Genomic DNA, 22,492 nt, shown 5'->3' on the forward strand with positions numbered 1-22,492 from the left:
TGTAAATAATTCTGTGTAAATACAGTTTTAAAAATACTTGGTTACACGCTCTTCAAACATGATACTAAAGCGATTCATGGCAGCTTTCCAATTCTGAATAGGCATCGTCCATTTTTTGCTTGCTGCCATAATTGCTAAATATACCACCTTTTTCACGGAATCATCAGTTGGGAAGATTTTTCTTTTCTTGGTTGCATGGCGGATAACGCTGTTCAATGATTCAATCGCATTGGTCGTGTAAATCGCTTTGCGAATATCCATAGAGTAAGCGAAAAACGTGTTTAGATTCGACCAGTTGGCAAGCCATGACTTGCTGATTTGAGGATACTTCTCATCCCATTTTTGTCCAAATTCATCTAAAGCCTGTAAGGCTGCGTCTTCTGTAACAGCTTGATATATCTTTTTTAAATCGGCTGTGACAGCTTTGTAGTCTTTCCAACTCACATATTTAAGATTGTTGCGTACCATGTGAATGATACACAACTGAATATGCGTATCAGGGTAAATTGTATTAATCGCATCAGGAAACCCTTTCAATCCATCTACGCAGGCAATCAGAATATCCTTTAAACCACGATTTTTCAGTTCTGTAAGCACTGAGAGCCAAAATTTAGAACCCTCGTTTTCTGACATCCACATACCTAATAGGTCTTTCTGTCCGTCTGTATTGACACCTAATGCCAGATATACCGCTTTGTTAATAATCGTACTATCTTGACGCACTTTCACGACGATACAATCCATATAGACAATAGGATAAAGGGCATCCAATGGTCTATTTTGCCATTCTATTACTTGTTCTTTAACTGCATCCGTCACTTTGGAAATAAGCGTTGGGGAGACGTCCGCATCGTACATTTCCTTGAATGTGGCAACAATATCTCGTGTCGTCATGCCTTTGGCGTATAGGGATAGGATTTGGCTATCCATTTGTGTGATACGGGTTTGACTCTTCTTGATCAACTGGGGCTCAAAAGTGCCATCACGATCTCTAGGCGTGTCTAGTTCAAATTCACCATCATCAGTAAATAGCCGTTTAGTTGTATAGCCATTACGTGTATTTTTGCCTATACGAGGGCTATTCTTCTCATAGCCTAAATGTTCAGTCAGTTCAGCATTGAGTGCAGTTTCAACGGTGAGTTTCTTTAAAGCTTTACTGAAATTATTCAGGTCAGCTTCTGTTTTTAAGTTCTTAGCAAATTCTTTTGCCAATGCCAGCATTGCTTCATCTTTCATGGTAAACACCTGTGTTGCCCCCAACAGCGTTGAGGGATAGTTTAAGCGTTTACACAGTTTTATTTACAGTCTCAAAATTAGATAAAACTTTATACCTCATTCGTAAATAAATTGACTAATCAACATAGGAAAAACATCTCCACGTTTTAAATAATAGTCCGAAACTGACTAAGTGCTTTTCTATCTTTTTCTCATGATTTTAGATTTCATAAAAATTACCTCTGTACACGACAAATTTCATAGGATCCTTGCCCTATCAGGCTTTTTCTTTCTTAAAATTGCTAGCACTTTCTTAAATTCTTCTTTTTTCCAAAACCAATCAAACGTAGAATAGCCATTTGAACATAGTCCAAACTGAACCGTACCGGGTTTGTCGGAGACTTTTTTATTTAAGTTAGGCCACCTGACCTAACGGGTTAATCTTATAATCGTACATTGCTTCAAGCTCAAAAGACGATACATAACTCAGCGCATCAAGCACCATATCTGTATTCTTACGTGTTGATACTTTCCAGCCAACAATTGCACATGAAAAAACATCAATAATAAATGTGGTTTAGACCCAATCTGAATGAGTTTTAATATACGTGAAGTCAGCGACCTGAGATACCGTCTTGGTAGTCAATCAGGTTTTGAGATTATTCGGCTAATAAATAATCTCTTTGATAGGCAGTCTGATGTTTTAAAACGCTATAACACAGATATATAAGCTTGCGCATTGCAGCACCTAAAGCACACATTTTATTCTTACCCGAGCTTAATAATCGCAACACTGAACTCTGAAGAATCTCGTCGTTTCTTAATTACGTTGTAATGATGATCATGAAGATAAAATCAAAAAATACAGATTTTTGTGTAAATCCTGAGTAGAATTCGACTTATTTTTTCTGCAGTAAAAAAGCATCTTCTCACTATGCTGCTTTGCAAGGACGTTTTATGCTCGCGCTAGATATACAACATGTTCGAATGAAACAACACGCCACTGATAAGGCACAAGCGTTGCAATGTCTAGTCGATATCTTGGTCGAAGACCAATTGGTTACACCTGATTATATTCATGGGTTGACCGTGCGCGAACAACAAAGTGCAACGTATTTAGGGCAAGGAATTGCCATTCCGCATGGGACGCCTCAGTCTCGCCAATATATTTTAAAAACTGGGATTCGTCTGGCGCACTTTCCTGAAGGAGTTGTTTGGGACGGTGAAAATAAAATTTATTTAGCAGTAGTGATTGCTGCGAAATCAGATGAGCATTTGCAAGTCTTACAAATTTTGACGCGGGCTTTAATTAATGATGTCGCTGATCAAGTGAAACATGCTCAATCCGCAGAGCAAATTATTGCATTATTACAAGCCCAACCTGCATCTTTGGCATTGCATGAAAATTTAATCGCCACTCAAGTTCCCGCACTTGATGTAGAAGATTTAATTTGGCAGGCAACACAGCTGCTGAAACAGCAAAAAATGGTGGAGTGTGGTTTTCTGTCGGGTTTAAACCTAAACAGCATGATTCATTTAGGGGAGGGGGTCTGGTCGATCACTTCTAACCAGCATGTTTTGAGCCCAGCTGTAAGTTTGGTAAAAGCGGAACAGGTTTTAAGCCATCAGCAGGAAATGCTCAAGACTTTGGTGTGTATTGCCAGTAATGAGCAACTGGATATGCAACGGTTTCAACGGTTAATGGATATTTTGTTTGATACTGAACAAGTTCATATCCTCAACCAAGAGCAAGATAGTCACCAATTGGCGCAGTTAATTGGTGCTGAACTAATTCCTGATTGGCCATCTCGTCGTATTGTCTTAGCTAATGCTCATGGTCTACATGCGCGTCCCGCGACACACTTGGTCAATATGACTAAGAAATTTGCAGGGGATATTCTCGTTGCTGTAGATGAGGGGGCTTACGTTTCGGCAAAAAGTTTAACCAAATTATTAGCTATGGGATGCCGTCGTGGTCAAACTCTGACTTTTATTGCACAACCTGATACCGATGCTGTAGCAAGCTTAGAACAGATTATTGATGCAGTTCAGCAGGGCTTAGGAGAAGAGGTTGAAGCTGTTGACCTTGCATCTCATCAGCATAGCAGTAGTGACCCAGTCGTAAATACTTTGGAATTAATGCCTTTTGAATCACATGGCGATACGGGTAGCTGCGGTATTGCGGCATCAACTGGCCTTGCTTTTGGTCCTGCTCATGTGGTGAAGCCACGCGAATTTAGTTATGAACGTCGCGGACAGAGTTTTAAAGCTGAGAATGAAAAGCTCGAAATTGCGCTTCATCAGGTGAAAAATAGCTTACGTCAATTCATTGCACATACTGAATCTACTGCCATTAAGCAGATCTTCATGGCACATTTGGAAATGCTGGATGATCCAGACCTCCTCCAAAGTGTACAACGCGGTTTAAAACAGGGGTTGTCTGCTGCTGCAGCTTGGCATGATCATATTGAAGTGGCTGCTACCGCACAGGCTGCACTTAGCGATCGTTTACTGGCAGAGCGTGCGGCTGATTTAAGGGATATTGGTGAGCGTGTTTTGGCTGCTTTGTGCGGTGTGGCCGATGTCACAGAACCCGAGCAACCTTATATCTTAATTATGCATGATGTTGGTCCAAGTGATGTCGCGCGTCTGAATAAAGATCGTGTTGCAGGCATTTTGACCGCGGTTGGTGGAGCGAGTGCCCATAGTGCTATTGTGGCACGTGCTCTGGCTATTCCAGCAGTCGTAGGTGCGGGTGTAGCTGTTTTAAATATTGAGAGCCATGCCACAGTACTAATTAATGGGGATACTGGTGAGTATATGGTCTCACCTGAGCAAAGTCAGATTGATCATGCCATTGCAGAGCGCCAACGCCAGCGTGAGTTGCGAGAACAAGCGGAACAGCATTGTTTAGAACCTGCCATCACACTGGATCAACATCAAGTTGAAATCGCAGCCAATATTGGCAAAGTGGGCGCTACCATACAGGCTGTGGCCGATGGGGCAGAAGCAATTGGTTTGCTACGCACAGAATTGGTCTTTATGTCACACAGCAGTGCGCCTGATGAGGCTACACAGGAAGCCGATTATCGGGTGGTGTTAGATGCTTTGGCAGGTCGTCCATTGGTGGTACGTACACTTGATGTGGGCGGAGACAAACCTTTGCCGTATTTGCCTATTGAAAAGGAAGAAAATCCATTCTTGGGCTTACGTGGTATTCGTCTGACTTTACGTAAGCCAGAGTTGTTACGTCAGCAATTGGTTGCTTTACTTAAAGCAGCGGATAATCGCCCATTAAGAATTATGTTTCCGATGATTGGGCGGGTTGAAGAATGGCGAGCAGCAAAAGCAATTTTGGATGAGGTTCGCATACAGCATCCATGTGAAAACTTACAAGTCGGTATTATGATTGAGGTTCCTGCGGCAGCATTGTTGGCTCCAATTCTTGCTCAAGAAGTTGATTTTTTTAGTATTGGAACCAACGATTTGACTCAATATACTCTGGCGATTGACCGTGGTCATCCACTGTTGTCTGCTGAAGCTGATGGCTTACATCCGAGTATTTTGCTATTGATTGATCAAACGGTTCGGGCAGCACATCAGCATGGTAAATGGGTAGGCATTTGTGGTGAATTGGCTGCTGATCCAAAAGCTGTGCCTGTATTGATAGGCTTGGGCGTGGATGAGTTGAGTATGTCGAGTACCAGTATTCCATTGGTGAAGGCGCAAATTCGTGGTTTGAACTATATAAATTGCCAACAGGTCGCACAGCAAGCCTTAACTTGTGACAGTGCGTCTGCCGTACGTGCATTGGTGGAGTAATTACGAATGGCTAAGATATTAAGTATTACTCTGAATCCTGCAATTGACCTCACCGTGCAGTTGGATCAACTAAAAGTTGGCGAGGTCAATCGTCAGTTAACGGCCCAAAGCCATGCAGCAGGTAAAGGCTTAAACGTGGCACAGGTCCTTAAGGATTTGGGACATGAACTGATTGTGAGTGGCTTTTTGGGGCAAGAAAACCGTCAAATTTTTGACCATCATATCCAGCAAGAGCAATTTGATAACCAATTTATTTATGTTGCAGGTGAAACACGACAAAACATTAAAGTTGCAGAAGCCTCTGGTCAGATGACTGACATCAATGGCAAGGGCTTTTTTGTAGATACCTCAGCAAAACAACAACTACGTGAACGCCTATCTCAACTGATTTTAGAGGTTGATGTGATTGTGATTGCTGGCAGTTTGCCACAAGGGTTTTCTGCAGAAGAGCTTTCGACACTGATTCTATGGTTACAGTCTGCGGGTAAAAAAGTCGCAGTAGATACCAGTGGTGTTGCGTTGAAAGCAGCAATTGCTGCCCATCCTTGGTTGATTAAGCCTAATACAGATGAGTTGACGGAAACCTACCATTTGCCAGCAGAAACGTTTGCAGAACAGCAGCATCTTTTTGCCAGTTTAAATAGTCAGATCGAACATATTGTGGTCTCGATGGGTGAAAACGGAGTGAACTGGCTTCACCGCACGCAACCCCTGCATGCTACTGCACCGAAGGTCACCGTCCAAAGTACGGTGGGTGCGGGAGATTCCTTGCTGGCAGGTATGATTCATGGCTTGTTGAATTCAAATTCCCCAGAAGAAACATTGAAAACAGCAACCGCAATTGCGAGCAATGCTGTGACCCAAATTGGGTTTGCCCTTCCAGACTTTGCTGTTATTGAAGATTTGAAATCGCAAATCTCAGTCCAATCATTGAGTTAATACGATGCAAGAGATAAAACATATTTTATTTGTGCCACATAGTCCCGAGCAGCCGATTAATGCAGTGATTTTGGCCAAAAAATTGTCCAAAGCAGCAACAGCACTTGGTATTTCCAATGATGTGGCGACATCAGTTGAGCATCTTGATTTATCAAATGTGATTGATACTGTTGTTTTTGTTGGACAGAAGCCGGCAGAAGCGGATCAACTGCGTGACAAGGTTGTGAAAGTCATTGGTTTGAATAACGCACAACACGATGCGATCATGCTTTTGCAACAAGTTCTTCAGCATTCAGAGGCTTTAGATGAAACTATTGCAGCCAATGTAGGGGTTACACGGTTTGTCGCCATTACAGCATGTCCAACTGGTGTTGCGCATACGTTTATGGCGGCCGAAGCCTTACAACAAGGTGCAGTAAAGCACGGTTATCAGATTGATGTTGAAACCCAAGGATCGGTTGGGGCTAAAAATATTTTATCGGCAGAAAGTATTGCCAAAGCAGATGTGGTGATCTTAGCAACGGATATTGAGGTCAATACAGATCGCTTTGTAGGCAAACGTGTATATCGCTGCAGTACAGGATTTGCCCTTAAGCAAACGGATAAGACTTTTGCAAATGCAATTGCTGAGGCCAAAGTGCTTGAAACGGGTAAGCAAATAGCCACTAAGACAGGAAATGAAAACAAAGAAAAAACAGGAATTTATAAACACCTTTTAACAGGGGTGTCTTTCATGCTGCCGATGGTGGTGGCGGGCGGTTTGATCATTGCCATCTCGTTTATGTTTGGTCTCAATCCTGTTGAAGGAAGCTTTGCCGCATCCTTAAAGCAAATAGGTGCTGCAGCATTTACTCTTATGGTACCTATGCTGGCAGGTTACATTGCTTATTCTATTGCGGATCGTCCGGGTTTAACTCCAGGTTTGATTGGCGGTTTACTTGCCACACAATTAGAGGCAGGCTTTCTCGGTGGATTAGTTGCAGGTTTTATTGCAGGTTATATTGCGTTATTTTTATCGAAACAGCTTAAACTCCCGAGTAGCCTAGAAGCATTAAAACCAATATTGATTATTCCACTATTGGCCAGTTTAGCTGTTGGTTTAATCATGATTTATGTGGTTGGACAGCCTGTTGCACAATTGTTTGAATTACTCACACACTTCCTTGCCAATATGGGGACGACCAATGCCATGATCATGGGGGTTATCCTTGGGAGTATGATGTGTATTGATGTTGGGGGCCCAATAAACAAAGCGGCTTATGCCTTTACGGTGGGCTTACTTACGTCACAAACATACGGACCGATGGCGATTACCATGGCTGCGGGTATGGTACCGCCATTGGGTATGGCAATTGCAACTTTTCTAGCAAAGCATAAATTTGCCAAACCTGAGCAAGATGCAGGGAAGGCTGCTGTAGTTCTGGGCCTATGTTTCATTTCGGAAGGGGCTATTCCGTTTGCTGCCAAAGACCCGATTCGAGTGCTTCCATGTGCGATCGCAGGTGGTGCTGTAACTGGGGCTTTGGTTGCATTATTTAAATGTGAACTAGTCACTCCTCATGGCGGTGTAATGGTACTGATCATTCCGAATGCGATGAATTATCCATTAAAATATTTATTGGCGATTGCGATTGGAAGTGTGGTGACTGGTGTAGCTTATGCCGTAATAAAACAACGGTTAGAATAAGCCCTTCATAGAAGCTTTGTGAAAGCTATTTAGTGCAATAAATGAATATTATGCTCAATCCTATTTTGGATCAGTTGGAGAGTCTCTGCTTGAATTTGTCCAGGTAATAGGTCATGAGCGATATTGCTGAATCAGATTGTAACCTTACAAATCGAGCCAATAATTTCATCAACTTCTTGGACACAAAGTTCCGCTTCCTGAGTACCAAGTTTCACAAGAGCTTGTCGAGGAATATTCAGTGCCTCACCCATGATATCCATTTGATGTGGAGGAAAATTCTAAACCTTTACTGATCGCTTCTGCACTGTATTCAAAGGCGATTAATGGCCGACCTGTGATTGCGGTTGAGGAGACCAATGTACCCCAAAGCCAATATTCACCCCATCCATTGTAGTAAACATTAAGTTTTTGAGCATGGATTTATTTCCTTTTGATACGTTGGCGAGCAGTACTGTTCTGAAATGACAGCTTTGTCCGTTATAATTGTATAAACATTTTTGGTTTCTGGTAATTATGTCCTCATTGATCAATTTTCTATCTCGCTTTAGTACTGCAACTCTTCAGCGCAGTCTGAGCTATGCTAAACACATTGATAGGGAAACGATTGAGTTCTTTGAGGAAAAAGACGGGGTTACGATGTATGCCCAAATTGAAGGAACAGATTATTACGATACCGCAATTACCTATAATCCCCAAAAAGACCGTTTAATCGATGACGACTGCACTTGTCCGGTTGGATATAACTGTAAACATGCTGCTGCTTTAGCGCGGTTATTCTTTCAGGAATATCGCCAGGAATTTCAGCAGCGTTATGCTGACTCTCAATCCCCGCAGGGAATCACAAAACGCCAACGGGGGGATGATCAGGCGCAGCGCTGGTTGAATGATTTTAAACGGTATTTACAACAGACTGAACCAGAGCAATCTGTCAAAACAAACAATTATTTAATTTACCTGCTAGATCAGTCTGTCAGCTTAAAGAAATTGACAGTTGATGTTCAGAAGGCCAGACGCAATAAAAACGGCTCAATTGCGGGGGAAAGTTATTATACCCAATATGAAAATATCACCAGAAAGCATCTGACTTTACCTGAACAAAAACGACAATTATTTAACCAGATTTATTATTATGCCAAAATAAACAGTGACGAACGCTTTTATCAAAGCAATCTTGATATCTCCAGAATTTTATTGGAGCATTTCAAATCTTTTATTCAAAGTGGCGATGTGTACTGGCAAAAAAAGAGCCATACTGCACTTCAATGGTCAGAACAAGGCTATCACATCGAACTGATCTGGCAACAAGGTGTAAACAAACAGACAGAGCATTTAAATATTGAATTGGTCAATGGTGATATTCGACTCGATTTAAAATCAAATCCACATATCCAAATTCTCGCTAGCCAGCCACCGTGTTATGTGGATATTCAACAGAACACGGTGGGCCAGTTATATGGTGAATATACGGCAAATCTTCTGTACCATTTTTTACAGATGCCTGATCTTCCATCTATGCTCTTGCCAGAGTTTGAGCAACTGACTCATCAATATTCAGACGTGAAAAATCTGCCTCAGCCCGAGTCTATTCAGCATATTGATGTCCTTGAGGGTAGTCCCCAGCCAATTTTACGCTTCGGTGTTTTAGATAAATTTGATTGGAAATGGGAAGAGTCTGTTTGTGCTGAAATTGAATTCTCCTATGCAGGCGGGCGAATTAAAGCAGGTACATCAGGTGACAGTTTCATTGGTGAGCAGCATGACAAAATGGTGCGACAGCTTCGGGACTTAGTTCAGGAACAACAATCAATCCAGCGTTTACAGCTATTAGTCGAATCACTGAAGTGGGTGAAAGATCTTAGTTATGACCAGCAATTAAAACTGGATAAACAACGTCTCGATTCTATGGTTTTTGCTTTCTATGGAGACTGGATCAAACAGCTGATGCCCATCAATCAAATTGAGTTGATGGGCTGGCAGATAGAGCATCTGGAAAACAGCCCCTTTAACCTGCAATATGTTGAAAATTTAAATATTTCTATCACTGAATCTGAAGGCCAGCAGGACTGGTTCAATATCGGGGCGACGGTTCAAGACAGTGCAGGCAATTCTTATAATTTACTTGATGCGCTCGTAGCTTTGGTGCGAGTAAATCCTGATTTACTTGATCCGCGGACTTTTATTCATCTGCATGACAGTCAAATTTTCACCGTGAAAACTGCAGTTGATCAACCTGATTTGGCTTTATCCGCAAAGGACATTAAGCCGGTATTGTTGCATCTGCAGAGCATTTTACAGCAAGAAGAGCGTAGCATAGATCGCTATGATGCGAGTCAACTATTAGAATTACAGCATCATCTGGGGATGGTGTGGCAGGTCAGTAATCGCCTGCAGCAATTTGCGCAGAAATTCAAACAAGGCTATCAGCAACAACTGCCGACACCACAAGGTTTTCAGGGGGAATTACGTCCATACCAGCAGCAGGGCCTAGGCTGGTTACAGTTTTTAAGGGAAACCCAGCATGGCGGGATTCTGGCGGATGATATGGGTTTGGGTAAAACAGCACAAACTTTAGCCCACTTACTCATGGAAAAGCAGGCTGGTCATTTGCAGGACAGACCCGCCTTAATTGTTGCACCCACATCGCTGATGCATAACTGGTTCAAAGAAGCGGAAAAATTTACCCCTGAGCTCAAGGTACTGCTGCTACAAGGCCCCGACCGCCATCAGTATTTTGAGCAGATTTCACACTATGACATTGTGTTAACCACCTACCCGCTCTTGGCGAGAGATGAAGAGCAACTGAAGCAATATGAATATCATCAACTCATTCTGGATGAAGCGCAGAATATTAAAAATCCGCGTGCCAAAGCTGCACAGGTAGTACGGCAATTAACAGCGCGACATCGTCTATGTCTAACTGGTACACCTATGGAAAATCATTTGGGTGAGCTGTGGGCACTATTTTATTTTCTAATGCCAGGATTTTTATATTCACAAGAAATCTTTAATAAAAAGTACCGCTATCCTATTGAAAAACGCGGTGATCAGCAGTTAAGGCAAAAGTTGGTAAACCGCATTAAACCCTTTATTTTACGTCGCTTGAAAACTGACGTTGCCAAGGAATTGCCTGAAAAAACCACGATTGAAGTCAATATTGACATGAATGAGCAGCAATCCAAGCTATACGAGGCTGTTCGCGCCACGATGCAGGCAAATATTCAGAAAATTGTGGCAGAAAAAGGCTTTAAGCGTAGTCAAATCCAAATTTTAGATGCCTTGCTGAAGCTGCGTCAGGTCTGTTGTCATCCTAGCTTGCTGAAACTGGATTCAGTTAAAACCGGGCAGGCGTATTCTGCCAAACTTGAACAGTTGATGGATATGGTTGTTCCAATGGTGGAAGAGGGACGAAAAATTCTTATTTTCTCTCAGTTTACCTCAATGTTGGAACTGATTGAACAACAGCTCTATCACGCAAAAATTGGCTATGTGAAGCTGACTGGAAAGACCAAAAAGCGAGATGAAGTCATTACAGCATTTCAGTCTGGACAAGTGCTGGTATTTTTAATCAGTCTGAAAGCAGGAGGGGTTGGTCTGAATCTAACTGCCGCAGATACGGTCATTCACTATGATCCATGGTGGAACCCTGCTGCTGAAGATCAAGCTTCAGATCGTGCATGGCGGATTGGACAGGACAAGCCGGTATTTGTGTATAAGCTGATTACCAATAAAAGCATAGAAGAAAAAATTATTGCCTTGCAGCAGAATAAAGCAGAACTGGCACAGTCTATTCTAAGCACAGATCATGAGGGAGAAGCGAAACTGACGGAAAATGATGTGATGAAATTGTTTGAGAAATTTTAGCTTGGTTACAGGTTTCCTCTAATCATCTGTAAGTATCTGAAAGTCTGGATGAAATTTTTTCCAATGTTCTCTTAATTTTTCTTTATGAACAGAAATCATAGGTAAGTCTAGTAATAGCGCTGGCCATACTGACCGTGCTTTGTCCATAATGGCGTGAAGTTGTTTTTCAATAACACGCCATGGAACACCGACTTTTTCAGCCCATTGTTCAAAGTGTTTCATCTCAGCTAAATACCAATCTTTATTTTTGGCAAGATTTAAGGCGAAATGACGCTCATTTTCAATATATACACTTGTCATCAATATATCGTATGCAGGGGATAATCTTGGCGTTGTTTTATCGTGATAAATCATACTCCAGTTCTTTAAGTGTGCATCTCCATTGGCGAGCAAAATGTTGACAAGTAAGCGGCTGGCAAATTGCTGAATATCAAGAATTTTGTTATCTGAAAATTGATAAATGATCTTTCCTATCTGCTCATAATTTGTGGTGCTGTATTTCTGCTGTGGATATGCACCGAAGATCTGAGCAAAGTCTTCGATGTGAATAAGCTCTGTAGTATCAGCAGTACTCTGTCTATCAAATCTTTTGATTGCAAAAGCATATTGCTCTTGGGGTAGATTTAATGGTGGAAGGTCTTGTAAGAGTGCCATATCTACCAAACGAATCTCTGGGATATCTATTCCGACCATTTTGGCAAGGATCATCATAGAGTATTCATTCAGCGGAACAAAAGCATGTTTGGTAGAAGGAGTTTTGACAATCCAGTCCCCGAGTAGGCTGGATTCGGTTGCCTGTGCTAATGTAAAACGCCCATCTTTGGCTTTCATGGAAAACTTCATTTGGACGCCAGCCAAGGAAAACTTATTATCTGTCCGAATCTCTTGTTTTAATATCTGATCTGGATTCGAGATCTGAAGCTTAAATTTTATTCCATCTGGGATTTCTTCTGGATCTACTGGGGTTGCAATCAGTGCCCCAGGTAAGTCATGACCTAAAGCTGCCAATAACTGAAATTCATTGTCTATATGTATTTTGAGGCTTTGTGCTATGAGTTCGCGTAATGCACCTTCTGGTAGCAGATTTGATAGCAAGGGGTGTAAGCGCTGATGTGTAACATAGGTCTTTTCTAAAATCTTATCCACTTGAGGATACAAGGGGGAAGTCAGCAGGCTCAAGGTCGGGCGTTGCTGATCAGAGCGGAAAGAATCTGTAAAAACCAGAATATTTTTTCCGCTCTGAAATCCTGCCAAGTATCCAACGATACCGTGATGTAATGTTAATTTCAGGACGGCAACAGTATTCATGGTTCCTCTCCTCCGAGAAGACCCTTCCATGGGTTAGTCATTAAGTCATCCTGATCTTCAATAGTGACTTTAATTTCATCATTCAATAATTGTCTGATCAAATGAACCTTATCATCAGGGATGAGCATCAGTTGAGCATTTAATCCTGCCGCGATAATTTCTAAGGTCTCTAATCGAGGGTTGCCCTGACTTTCCAGTTTTTGGTACTGCTGTCTTGAAATGCCTGTACGGGATTGCATATCAACTTGCTTTAAGCCCAATTGGGTTCGTCTTTTTTTGATTTGCTGAAGTAAAGACTTATTCATTGTAGACATATTTATTGCTTTTTGGTGGTATAAGAAGCATATTAGTTGCTTTTTTATTAAGAAGCAATGACAGAAATTATTAACAGGCTCCGCGGCATCAATATTTAGGATCTAGGCAAGCTGATCTTGTTTAACATAAGCCACTTGGTAGTAGCTAATACTATCTTTTGTTTTGGAGTTTTTTTATCTTGTATGATTGATACTCTGGAGCATCATCTACACGGTTTTTTGTTCACAGTTTTGAAAGAGCACTTTTGTAAACTTACTTTTTTAAGTATAAAAATTTCTTATGAAGCGCAGATTCAAATCCCAAGTGCAACACATTTGTAGTTAGTTGAAAAAGTTAGGTGTATTCATAGAATCATTAGACTTTTTCAACTCGCAATTGGAAAGCACACAATGAAGAAATACACCCAACTTTCTCAAGATGAAAGATACGAAATTTATGCTACTTTGAAAAGTAAAAGTTCAATCGCTACCCTTGCTCGGGAATTAGGACGTTCACGATCAACCATCTACCGTGAATTAAAAAGAAATACTGGGCAACGTGGATATAGAGCTCAACAGGCAGCTAAATTTGCAAGTCAAAGACGGTACCGTCCTTCATCATCAATGACAGCATTTGCCTTCGCTTATATTGATTATTTGATTGGTTTGGACTGGTCACCCGAACAAATTTCAGGTGCTTTAACACAACGCGGTTGGCTGGATGTACCTTCACATGAGTGGATTTACCAGTACATTTATCAAGATAAATCAAAAGGCGGTAAACTTCATCTACATTTAAGGCATCAGAAGAAATATCGAAAACGCGGTTACAAAAACACGGATCGTAGGGGTCAAATCATTGATAAAACAAGTATTCACTGCCGACACCAGGTCATTGATCAACGACAACGTTTAGGAGATTTCGAAGGTGACACGGTGATTGGTAAACATCATAAAGGTGCTTTATTGACTCTCGTTGATCGAAAGAGCCTGTATGTACATATTGTTCATTTAGGGCCAACAAGAGCATCCTCTCAAACGATTACTTGTGCATTAGATCGTTTACAAATGAGCCATGCTTATAGTGTGACATTTGATAATGGCAAAGATTTTTCCGAACACAAAAGAATTACTGATGCTGGCATAGAGACGTATTTTGCTGATCCTTACAAGTCTATTCAGCGAGCTAGAAATGAAAATACGAATGGTTTAATCCGTCAATATCTGCCAAAATCATCATCGTTTGATGGCGTGTCAAACGAACAAATAGAGCAGATAGAATTTGCACTCAACCATCGTCCTAGAAAAACACTAGGTTGGTATACACCGAGTGAAGTTATGGCTGGTTTTTATACTGTTGCACTTGCCGCTTGAATCCGCCTAATGATTATTAATTATTTATAAATCGACTACAACATGTAGTAGCGAAGATGCTCAAAATGCACTTACTACGTAACATCAGTTAAACAAAAGTTTCCCACAAACCCAATACGGTTCACTTGGGCCTATGCAGTCTGAAATAGGTTTATAAACTTAATCTGATCTTAAGAACTTAATCTTAGCTTTGTAGAGAAAATCTCTTGAAGGATGAAACGAGTGGATCAGCGAGTAGATGTACTAAATTTTAAAAAACTATTATATCTAATGAGCGTCTTGATCTTGATTAGCCTTGGGCTATGGTGGGGAAGTAAGCTGCTCTCGAATAAAAATATAGAGGCTAAAGTAGAGAGACAGGTTTCAGAGGCTGAGCGGAGTCCTGAAGTCTCAGAGCAACAAATCTGAATTTCTTCAAAACAAATTGAGCAAGTTGGGATCAAATTACACACATTAGGTGCTTCTTCTACTGACATACAAAAACAAATTATTTTACAAGGGCAAGTACAGTGGTCACCAGAAAGCAAAGTGAATAGCCACCGATTTTGTAGACACCTTTTAGTTAGATAAAATGGCTAATTAACGAGGTGCTTATGAGCAGTAAACGATACCCTGAAGAATTCAAAATTGAAGCAGTAAAACAAGTCACTGAGAAAGGTCATAGTGTGGCTGAAGTTGCTACACGTTTAGGAACCACTACACATAGTCTGTATGCTTGGATCAAACGTTATGATCCACAGCAGCCCAAGACAACAGAATCTAGTGATCCAACTACAGAATTAGCGAAATTAAAAAAAGAGCTGCAAAGGGTCACTGAAGAAAGGGACATATTAAAGTGAAAGCACTGCTTTCACGCCGCTTCGCAAGCCAGTCCAAATGAGGTACGCCTTTATTCGGGACAACCAACATATATGGTCTGTTCGTCGTTTATGTTCAACGTTAGATGTTCATCACAGTGGTTATTACGCCTGGTTAAAGAAACCTACCAGTATAACTGCGAGGAAGCGGCAACAGCTTTCAGGATTAATTAAACAGTTCTGGTTGGAATCTGGCGGAGTCTACGGTTATCGCAAGATTCATTGTGATTTGAAAGACGTTGGCGAAAGTTGCGGTATCAATCGAGTACATCGACTCATGAAGGCGAATGGTCTCAAGTCACAGCGTGGCTATCGCAAACCTAGAGCTAATGTTAGTACTCCATCGATTGTGGCTCGAAATACTTTAGACAGACAGTTTAACCCCACCCAGCCCAACCAGTTGTGGGTGACTGACATCACTTATATTCGCACTCATGAAGGATGGCTGTATCTTGCAGTAGTAATCGACCTATTCTCACGGCTAGTCGTTGGCTGGTCTATGAAGTCGAGAATCACAACAGATCTGGTTTTAGATGCTCTACTGATGGCTTTGTGGCGAAGAAGCCCAAAGAACAAAGTCCTGATTCATTCTGATCAAGGTAGCCAATACACCAGTCATGAATGGCAGACATTTCTCAAGCATCACAACCTTGAAAGCAGTATGAGCCGGCGTGGAAACTGCCATGATAATGCTGTTGCTGAGAGCTTCTTTCAGCTGTTAAAGCGAGAGAGGATCAAGAAGAAAATCTATGTGACAAGAACTGAAGCAAGGTCGGATATCTTTGAATATATAGAGATGTTCTATAACTCAAAACGCAGACATGGTTCCAATGGTCAGCGTTCTCCATTAGATTATGAAAAGGCCCATCAAGAGATGGTTATGTGTGTCTAGAATTTTGGTGGCTATTCAGGGCATGGTTCAAGCATGACTTGAGTAATACTCGGGCTGTGCTCATGATTTGCTTGAGCATTACTTGCGGATTTTCCCCAACGTGCTTGGGCTGCATTTTTAGTTTTATCAGATTTGATTTGAAATCAAAATATGTATAAGTTTTTGTAGTTCTCAGATTATTTTAAGTCATTTTTAAGATTCAAATTTTAGGCTAAAGCATATTAAAGTCTTTGAACTAAAAAAATGCTTAAGCTGCCTTCTTTTCCCGGTCTACGCCAGATCAAACCTATCAGCCTTGCACGCTTCAACCTTTTACTCGCCATTTGGCTGGGACTGGTCTTAAACTTTGCTTTCTATCAGAAAATCCATCAATTGACGCCTTATACCAACCTCAAGGCAGGCGCATTATTGGCGGCTACAGTCCTGGTGGTTATCGGCTTGTACAATCTGGTCTTGCAGTGGCTGAACTGGAAATGGAATGCCAAGATACTGGCCAGTGTGCTGATCATTCTGGGCGGTTTTAGTGCTTATTTTGTCAATAGTCTGGGGGTTGTTATTACGCCGGACCAGATCCAGAATATGCTGCAGACCGATGCTCGGGAAGTCCGTGATCTCTGGTCAATACGGCTGGTGATCTGGACGCTGGTCTTTGTGATTTTTCCTTTGTGTATCGTCTGGATGCTGAACATTCAGCCTGCATCTTTCGGGCGTCAATTGTTGCATAAAAGCCTTAGCAGTCTGCTTTCGGCCGTATTGATTCTAGGACTGTTATTCTGTTTTTATGTCGATTATGCAGCCATCTTCCGCGAGCACCGCGATCTGAAGGGCATGATTTCCCCGCAAAATAGCATTGCATCCACCGTATCCTACTATAAAAAGAAAGCACCTAAAGCCAATTTGCCTTTGATTCCTTATGGTGAAGATGCCCATCTGCTGCAGCAGGCTCAAATACAGAAACAACCCAAATTGATGGTGCTGGTGGTTGGGGAGACTGCACGTGCCGAGAGTTTTGCTTTAAATGGTTATGCACGCAATACCAATCCTGAACTGAGCAAGTTACCGATAATTAATTTTAATCAAGTCAGTTCTTGCGGAACTGCCACAGCTGTTTCAGTACCGTGTATGTTTTCAGGGATGACACGTCAAAACTATAATGAACAGTTGGCTAGCCACCGAGAAGGTTTGCTGGATATTGCTCAGCGGGCCGGTTATCAGGTGACCTGGATTGATAATAATTCGGGCTGTAAAGGTGCCTGTGACCGCGTACAAAAATACCAGATTCCAGCCCAACTGAAACAGAGATGGTGTGATGCTGGTGGTGAATGTTTTGATGAAATCCTGGTGGATAGCCTGAAAGATTATCTGGCGCATCTGGATAAAAATAACTCGAAACCGCAGTTAATTGTACTGCATCAGATGGGCAGTCATGGCCCCGCATATTTCAAGCGCTCCAAAGCACCATATCAGCCATTTCAACCGACCTGTAATACCAATGCCATTCAGGGCTGTAGTACAGAAGAATTAAAGAATAGCTATGATAATTCGATTGTATATACAGACCATGTTCTTGCCGAGATCATTGAAACTTTAAAGCAACAGACTCAATATCAAACCGGTTTCTGGTATCTGTCTGATCATGGAGAATCTACCGGAGAGCATGGTTTATATCTGCATGGTGCACCTTATAGTATGGCACCGACCCAGCAAACCCATGTTCCGATGCTGATGTGGTTTTCACAGGACTGGACGCAGCAGAATGCCCAGCAGGTGAGCTGTCTCAAAGCACAGACCAAACAGGCGCGCAGTCAGGATCATCTTTTCCCAAGCTTATTAAGTCTGCTGGATGTAAAAACGCAAGTGGCTGAAGTTAAAAATGATATGCTTGCACAATGCTCATCATTAAAGAACAGAGCTTGAAATGCATAAAATTCTGATTATTGAAGACGACTTTATGATTGCCGAGTCGACTGAAACCTTGCTCAAGCTGCATCAATTTGATGTGCATTGGGTCAACAATGGCCTGGATGGCTTAAAGCAGTTACAACAGCAGGCCTATGATATTGTCCTGTTGGATCTGGGCCTGCCGATGATGGATGGCATGCAGGTACTTAAACATATCCGGCAGAAGTTCCCCAATTTGCCGGTGCTGATTATCTCCGCCCGGGATCAGTTACAGAACCGAGTCGATGGACTGAATCAGGGGGCAGATGATTACTTGATTAAACCCTATGAATTTGATGAACTGCTGGCCCGTATTCATGCTTTGATCCGACGCAGTAGTCCCAAGAATACCGGGTCAGAGAGCCATAAAAAGTTATCACATAGCGGTCTGGAACTGGATCTGGAGCAGCACATCGCATGCTTTAACAGTCAGCCGATCGAGTTGTCTAATCGGGAATGGTCCATTCTCACTGCATTACTCACTCATCCCAGCAAAATTTTTTCTAAAAATGATCTAGAAGACAAGCTTTATGACTTCGATAGTGATGTCAGCAGTAATACCGTTGAAGTTTATGTGCATCATCTGCGGGCGAAATTAGGTAAAGACTTTATCCGTACCATACGTGGTCTAGGATATCGCTTAGGATAGAGCCTTATGCAGAAACGTTATTCTTTGCAAAAACGCCTGATTATCTACATTTCGTTGTTTAGCCTGGTACTGGGCTGCATCCTGATTTTCGCTGCCTACCGGATTGCCCTCGAAGAAATTAATGAAGTGCTGGATAAACAGATGCAAAGTCTGGCCGAGCGCATTGCGGAAAATCATCCACGACCGCTACAAAGTCAAATCGATCTGGCAAAACAGTACAGTGAAGAAGATTTATTTGTAGATATCTGGTCCTATACAGATACAGCTACTCCCTTGCATCCACAGAATGTGCTGGTTGCACCGGTCAAGAAAGCAGGTTTTTACAAGCATCAAACGCCGTATGGAACCTGGCTCACCTATATCATTCCAAGTGACCAGTTGCAGATTCAGGTGAGTCAGCAGCAAAATGTCCGGCAGGAGCTGGCGCTGGAACTGGCCGGCAATATGTTTCTGCCTTATGTGCTTTTCTTGCCTTTTGCTGTGTTTGGTTTAGGCTGGATGATCCGGAAAAATTTTCAGCCTTTGCATGATTTTAAAACGGAACTGGCCAGCCGTAAGGCGCAAGAATTAAAGCCGATTGAAATGAAGGATTATCCCCTGGAGCTGGAACCGACTATTCAGGAAATGAATCATCTGTTTGGTCGAATTTCCCTGGCTCAACAGGAACAACGTCAATTTGTCGCGGATTCTGCCCATGAATTACGCACGCCACTGACCGCACTCAACTTGCAGCTGCAAATTTTATTGCAGCAGTTTCCGCAGAGCGACTCGCTTCATAATCTGAGTCAGGGCGTTTTACGCATGCAGCATCTGGTCAACCAGTTATTGAGTCTGGCCAAACAGGATGCCTCCGACAGCTTAATCGAGCCTGCACAAATGCTTTCGCTCAATCAGATGACCGTGGCCTGCCTTGAGCAGCTGATTCAGCTGGCCTTACAGAAAGAAATTGATCTGGGCGTAGAACAGCAACAGGAATTGCGAATTCAAGGACAAGCTTCGACCTTGCACTCGATTATTTATAATTTAATTGATAACGCGATTAAATACAGTCCGAAAGGCGGCGTGATTAATGTATCGATTTTTCAGCAAGGCCAGCAGGCAGTTTTACAGATTGAAGACAGTGGAGCCGGGATAGATCCTGCTCAATTCGCCCAGATCCGGCAGCGTTTCTACCGGATTCATAACCATGCCGAAATTGGTAGCGGTTTAGGTTTGTCAATTGTAGATAAAGCCACCGAGCGCTTGGGCGGCACGCTGGAATTTTCGCAAAGTAGCAGTCTTGGCGGCCTGTGTGTACAAGTTAAATTTCCTGTAGTCGAAGCCTAAGTGGATAGGCTTTGGTTTTTAGGCATTAAGGCTGTCTGATGTTCATGTGCATGGGATGATTTGCCAGTGGCAGTTTGTGGCTAAACAGTGTATAGCCAATGACATTCATGCACCAGATCATCCAGCCAGTCCACAGGTTATGACTCAGAAAATGCGCACCGCGTATCATTTGTGCCCAGCCCATGGCGAAGCCTAAAATCAGTGCCGCGATAAGGAAAAAATAAGCCCGCTTGCGGTTAGCAATCCGATAGACAAAATAACCAGCCATTAAGGCAAAACCGCTGGATGCATGTCCTCCGGGAAAACAGTGTCCGGCAGTAGCACTCAAATCCCACAAAATACCTTCATGGGTAGGAATGATCATATCCCAGGGACAGGCATGCGCCGACTGGGATTTTAAAATACCAATTGAGGCCGTGGTCAGCACCACCATACTAAAGAAATAGCCAAATTCCCAGCGCCGTTGATGCCAGTTCTGCCATTTCAGTGAAACTAGCCAGCCGGCTAACAATGTTATGTACACCAGAATCAGCAGATTTTTGACATAGCGATGATTGAGCTCGGCCAGTGCCCAGTGTTGCCGCAGGGGAAATTGTCCCTGATCATCAATGAACGGATAGATCAGCTGTAAATCAATCGTTCCACCTACATCAAAAAAATTCCAGAGCATCAGAAAACTGAAAATCAGCAGCAATATTTGTGTCAGTAAAAACCGGGAATGCTCGGATATCATTTTAAATCTTCCATTTTTCTTGCTGTAGCAGGCGAGGGATCAAATCAAGTAACCCGCTAAAATAAGACCCCAGGTCACGGTAATTAAACTGAGTGCTACAAACTGGGCAGCGCTGCCCATATCCTTGGCATTTTTAGACAGTTCATGTTGCTCCATGGAGATACGGTCTACCACCGCCTCAATCGCCGAGTTAAGCAGTTCAACGATTAGCGCCAACAGACACACGGCCACCATCAGTGCTTGCTCAACCCGGCTCACCGGCATGACAAAGCTCAGAGGAATCAAAATCAGATTGATGAGCAGGATTTGCCTGAAGGCCGCTTCATTTTGAAAGGCTGTTTTAAAGCCGGCCACGGAATAACGGGTAGCATTGAAAATGCGTTGTATTCCGGAAGTGCCTTTATAGAGTGAACGATCAGGGGACATAGAAATGATTCAGTTAAGACGAAATTTGATTAATTTAAGTTCTTAACCTTAAAACTCTCTTAAAAATGGATGTCGATTTGATCCGCATTTATCTAATCAGATTTATGATCTAGATGTGTATTTCAATCAGCTTTCATATAAAAAAATTAATTTGAATGGATTGGGGAGAATTCACCTTTTGAATGTTTGTGTAAAAAAGCTGTTTATTTATCATATTCTGAAAATATTTCTTCAATTTCATCCCACTGTGGCAATTTACAATTTTTTTTATTCACTTCGAATTGTAAACCAACACCATCAAGCACACGTTCAAATATGTCAAATGAACCTGTAAAACGGCCATTTTCCATCTCTGAAATTGTTGTTTTATTGACTTTAGTTTTTTCTGCAAGACTTTTCTGTGTGTTTACATTAAGAATATTTTTGGCTCTAGACTAGCAGATTTACACTTAATTTTACCTAATGAGGTTCCACAGCTCAGTTGCTAACTCATTAGGTTCCCTCATCCAACGCCATTCAGTTTCTTTAAGATGATAATCAAAGTACTCTTTTGATATGCCGTTAAACTTTGCTAGCCTTCTTTTACAAAAGCTCCAAAATGATTCTATTCCATTTATATGACATTCTCTTCTAGCAAACTCATTTGCTCCGTGATTTACCCTAAAATGCTTTGAATAACCCACATCAACAAGACCATTATAGCCACGCCATCCATCACTATAAATCACACTCTCAAGTGAAACTTTACCAATGATAACCTCTTGTAAAGTCTTCATTTTACAGTCAGGTACGATTTCAGTATAGACGCGCCCATTACGTTCGAATATTCCAAATACTGGCTGTTTTAGAGTCCCACGACCACGCTTTAACTTTCCATGAAACCCACGTTGCCTTTTCGCTCCAAAATAGCTTTCATCTACTTCTATTGAACCAACAAACTTAGCTCTTAAATCTGTTTGATGATCATAGATAGTTTCTCTAAAAAGCATGTACCAATAGTTAATCGTATTACGATTTAAATTGAGTAATAAGGCTGTTTTGGAAGCAGGAATATCAACACAAAAGCATTGAATAATTTTTTTAATCTTGTAGTGGCTTAATTTACTGTTTTCTATCATGATTCTAGACTAACATAATCATTTTGCTAGTCTAGAGCCTATTTTTTATTG

Annotated in this window: 15 protein-coding genes and 7 pseudogenes; 10 read left to right on the top strand and 12 right to left on the bottom strand. The window is 41.9% G+C overall.

The window, feature by feature from the left end; all coding sequences use genetic code 11:
- Positions 1-27 precede the first annotated feature (27 nt).
- From ACRAD_RS00365 to ACRAD_RS16580, 4 genes and pseudogenes are all read right to left on the bottom strand, one after another.
- Positions 28-1,236: an IS256 family transposase gene (locus tag ACRAD_RS00365; RefSeq protein WP_004672268.1), complete on the bottom strand. Its 1,209-nt coding sequence runs from the start codon at positions 1,234-1,236 to the stop codon at positions 28-30.
- 237 nt (positions 1,237-1,473) lie between these two features.
- Positions 1,474-1,598: pseudogene (locus ACRAD_RS00370) on the bottom strand (IS4-like element ISAba33 family transposase); the annotation flags it as partial.
- Positions 1,599-1,702: 104 nt separating this feature from the next.
- A pseudogene (locus tag ACRAD_RS00375) lies at positions 1,703-1,837 on the bottom strand (IS3 family transposase); the annotation flags it as partial.
- Between the two features lie 37 nt (positions 1,838-1,874).
- Positions 1,875-2,003: pseudogene (locus tag ACRAD_RS16580) on the bottom strand (IS110 family transposase); the annotation flags it as partial.
- A gap of 169 nt (positions 2,004-2,172) precedes the next feature.
- Here ACRAD_RS16580 and fruB point away from each other — a divergent pair.
- From fruB to ACRAD_RS00395, 4 genes and pseudogenes are all read left to right on the top strand, one after another.
- Positions 2,173-3,301: pseudogene (gene fruB, locus ACRAD_RS16740) on the top strand (fused PTS fructose transporter subunit IIA/HPr protein); the annotation flags it as partial.
- Positions 3,302-3,387: 86 nt separating this feature from the next.
- A pseudogene (gene ptsP, locus ACRAD_RS16745) lies at positions 3,388-5,037 on the top strand (phosphoenolpyruvate--protein phosphotransferase); the annotation flags it as partial.
- A 6-nt stretch (positions 5,038-5,043) separates the two neighbouring features.
- Positions 5,044-5,976, top strand: a complete 933-nt coding sequence (gene pfkB / locus ACRAD_RS00390) for a 1-phosphofructokinase (RefSeq protein WP_005023724.1) — start codon at positions 5,044-5,046, stop codon at positions 5,974-5,976.
- Between the two features lie 4 nt (positions 5,977-5,980).
- On the top strand, positions 5,981-7,663 hold the full coding sequence (locus tag ACRAD_RS00395; protein WP_005023723.1) for a fructose-specific PTS transporter subunit EIIC: 1,683 nt from the start codon (positions 5,981-5,983) through the stop codon (positions 7,661-7,663).
- A 29-nt stretch (positions 7,664-7,692) separates the two neighbouring features.
- Here ACRAD_RS00395 and ACRAD_RS00400 read toward each other — a convergent pair.
- Positions 7,693-7,929: pseudogene (locus ACRAD_RS00400) on the bottom strand (hypothetical protein); the annotation flags it as partial.
- Between the two features lie 247 nt (positions 7,930-8,176).
- On the opposite strand from ACRAD_RS00400, the gene ACRAD_RS00405 reads away from it, so the two are divergent.
- Positions 8,177-11,524: a DEAD/DEAH box helicase gene (locus tag ACRAD_RS00405; RefSeq protein ID WP_005023721.1), complete on the top strand. Its 3,348-nt coding sequence runs from the start codon at positions 8,177-8,179 to the stop codon at positions 11,522-11,524.
- Positions 11,525-11,542: 18 nt separating this feature from the next.
- On the opposite strand, the gene ACRAD_RS00410 is transcribed toward ACRAD_RS00405, so the two are convergent.
- Together ACRAD_RS00410 and ACRAD_RS00415 are read right to left on the bottom strand one after the other, a co-directional pair.
- Positions 11,543-12,832 (bottom strand): type II toxin-antitoxin system HipA family toxin, encoded by a 1,290-nt coding sequence (locus tag ACRAD_RS00410; protein ID WP_005023719.1) that lies wholly within the window; start codon positions 12,830-12,832, stop codon positions 11,543-11,545.
- Positions 12,829-13,137, bottom strand: coding sequence for a helix-turn-helix transcriptional regulator (locus ACRAD_RS00415; protein ID WP_004282130.1), 309 nt, complete (start codon positions 13,135-13,137; stop codon positions 12,829-12,831). The genes ACRAD_RS00410 and ACRAD_RS00415 overlap by 4 nt, the downstream gene beginning before the upstream one ends.
- A 399-nt stretch (positions 13,138-13,536) precedes the next feature.
- Between ACRAD_RS00415 and ACRAD_RS00420 the strand changes: the two genes are divergently transcribed.
- Together ACRAD_RS00420 and ACRAD_RS00430 are read left to right on the top strand one after the other, a co-directional pair.
- Positions 13,537-14,499, top strand: coding sequence for an IS30 family transposase (locus ACRAD_RS00420; protein ID WP_005023718.1), 963 nt, complete (start codon positions 13,537-13,539; stop codon positions 14,497-14,499).
- A 593-nt stretch (positions 14,500-15,092) separates the two neighbouring features.
- A protein-coding gene (locus ACRAD_RS00430; protein WP_406565407.1) for an IS3 family transposase occupies positions 15,093-16,248 on the top strand; the annotation gives its coding sequence in 2 pieces (ribosomal slippage) (positions 15,093-15,335 and positions 15,337-16,248; 1,155 coding nt in all).
- A 17-nt stretch (positions 16,249-16,265) separates the two neighbouring features.
- Here the strand turns inward: ACRAD_RS00430 and ACRAD_RS16780 are convergent.
- A pseudogene (locus ACRAD_RS16780) lies at positions 16,266-16,388 on the bottom strand (DUF1376 domain-containing protein); the annotation flags it as partial.
- A 103-nt stretch (positions 16,389-16,491) separates the two neighbouring features.
- On the opposite strand from ACRAD_RS16780, the gene ACRAD_RS00435 reads away from it, so the two are divergent.
- From ACRAD_RS00435 to ACRAD_RS00445, 3 genes are read left to right on the top strand one after another with little or no spacing between them, the layout of a single operon-like run.
- Positions 16,492-18,165, top strand: a complete 1,674-nt coding sequence (locus ACRAD_RS00435; protein ID WP_005023713.1) for a phosphoethanolamine transferase — start codon at positions 16,492-16,494, stop codon at positions 18,163-18,165.
- Position 18,166: 1 nt separating this feature from the next.
- Positions 18,167-18,838: a response regulator transcription factor gene (locus tag ACRAD_RS00440; protein ID WP_004809319.1), complete on the top strand. Its 672-nt coding sequence runs from the start codon at positions 18,167-18,169 to the stop codon at positions 18,836-18,838.
- A gap of 6 nt (positions 18,839-18,844) precedes the next feature.
- Positions 18,845-20,164 carry an ATP-binding protein gene (locus ACRAD_RS00445; protein WP_005023712.1) on the top strand — a complete coding sequence of 440 codons (1,320 nt, stop codon included), beginning with the start codon at positions 18,845-18,847 and terminating at the stop codon, positions 20,162-20,164.
- A gap of 25 nt (positions 20,165-20,189) precedes the next feature.
- Here ACRAD_RS00445 and ACRAD_RS00450 read toward each other — a convergent pair whose 3' ends face one another.
- The 4 genes from ACRAD_RS00450 to ACRAD_RS00465 all read right to left on the bottom strand — a co-directional run bounded on the left by ACRAD_RS00450 (position 20,190) and on the right by ACRAD_RS00465 (position 22,441).
- Positions 20,190-20,897 (bottom strand): phosphatase PAP2 family protein, encoded by a 708-nt coding sequence (locus ACRAD_RS00450; RefSeq protein WP_005023707.1) that lies wholly within the window; start codon positions 20,895-20,897, stop codon positions 20,190-20,192.
- 39 nt (positions 20,898-20,936) lie between these two features.
- Positions 20,937-21,323, bottom strand: a complete 387-nt coding sequence (locus ACRAD_RS00455) for a diacylglycerol kinase (RefSeq protein ID WP_005023706.1) — start codon at positions 21,321-21,323, stop codon at positions 20,937-20,939.
- A 203-nt stretch (positions 21,324-21,526) separates the two neighbouring features.
- Positions 21,527-21,742: a helix-turn-helix domain-containing protein gene (locus ACRAD_RS00460; RefSeq protein WP_051063512.1), complete on the bottom strand. Its 216-nt coding sequence runs from the start codon at positions 21,740-21,742 to the stop codon at positions 21,527-21,529.
- 36 nt (positions 21,743-21,778) lie between these two features.
- Complete coding sequence (locus ACRAD_RS00465; RefSeq protein ID WP_005023704.1) at positions 21,779-22,441, bottom strand: IS1595-like element ISAcra1 family transposase; 663 nt, start codon at positions 22,439-22,441, stop codon at positions 21,779-21,781.
- Positions 22,442-22,492: the final 51 nt, after the last annotated feature.

The organism is Acinetobacter radioresistens DSM 6976 = NBRC 102413 = CIP 103788 (assembly GCF_006757745.1).
Taxonomy (GTDB): Bacteria; Pseudomonadota; Gammaproteobacteria; order Pseudomonadales; family Moraxellaceae; genus Acinetobacter; species Acinetobacter radioresistens.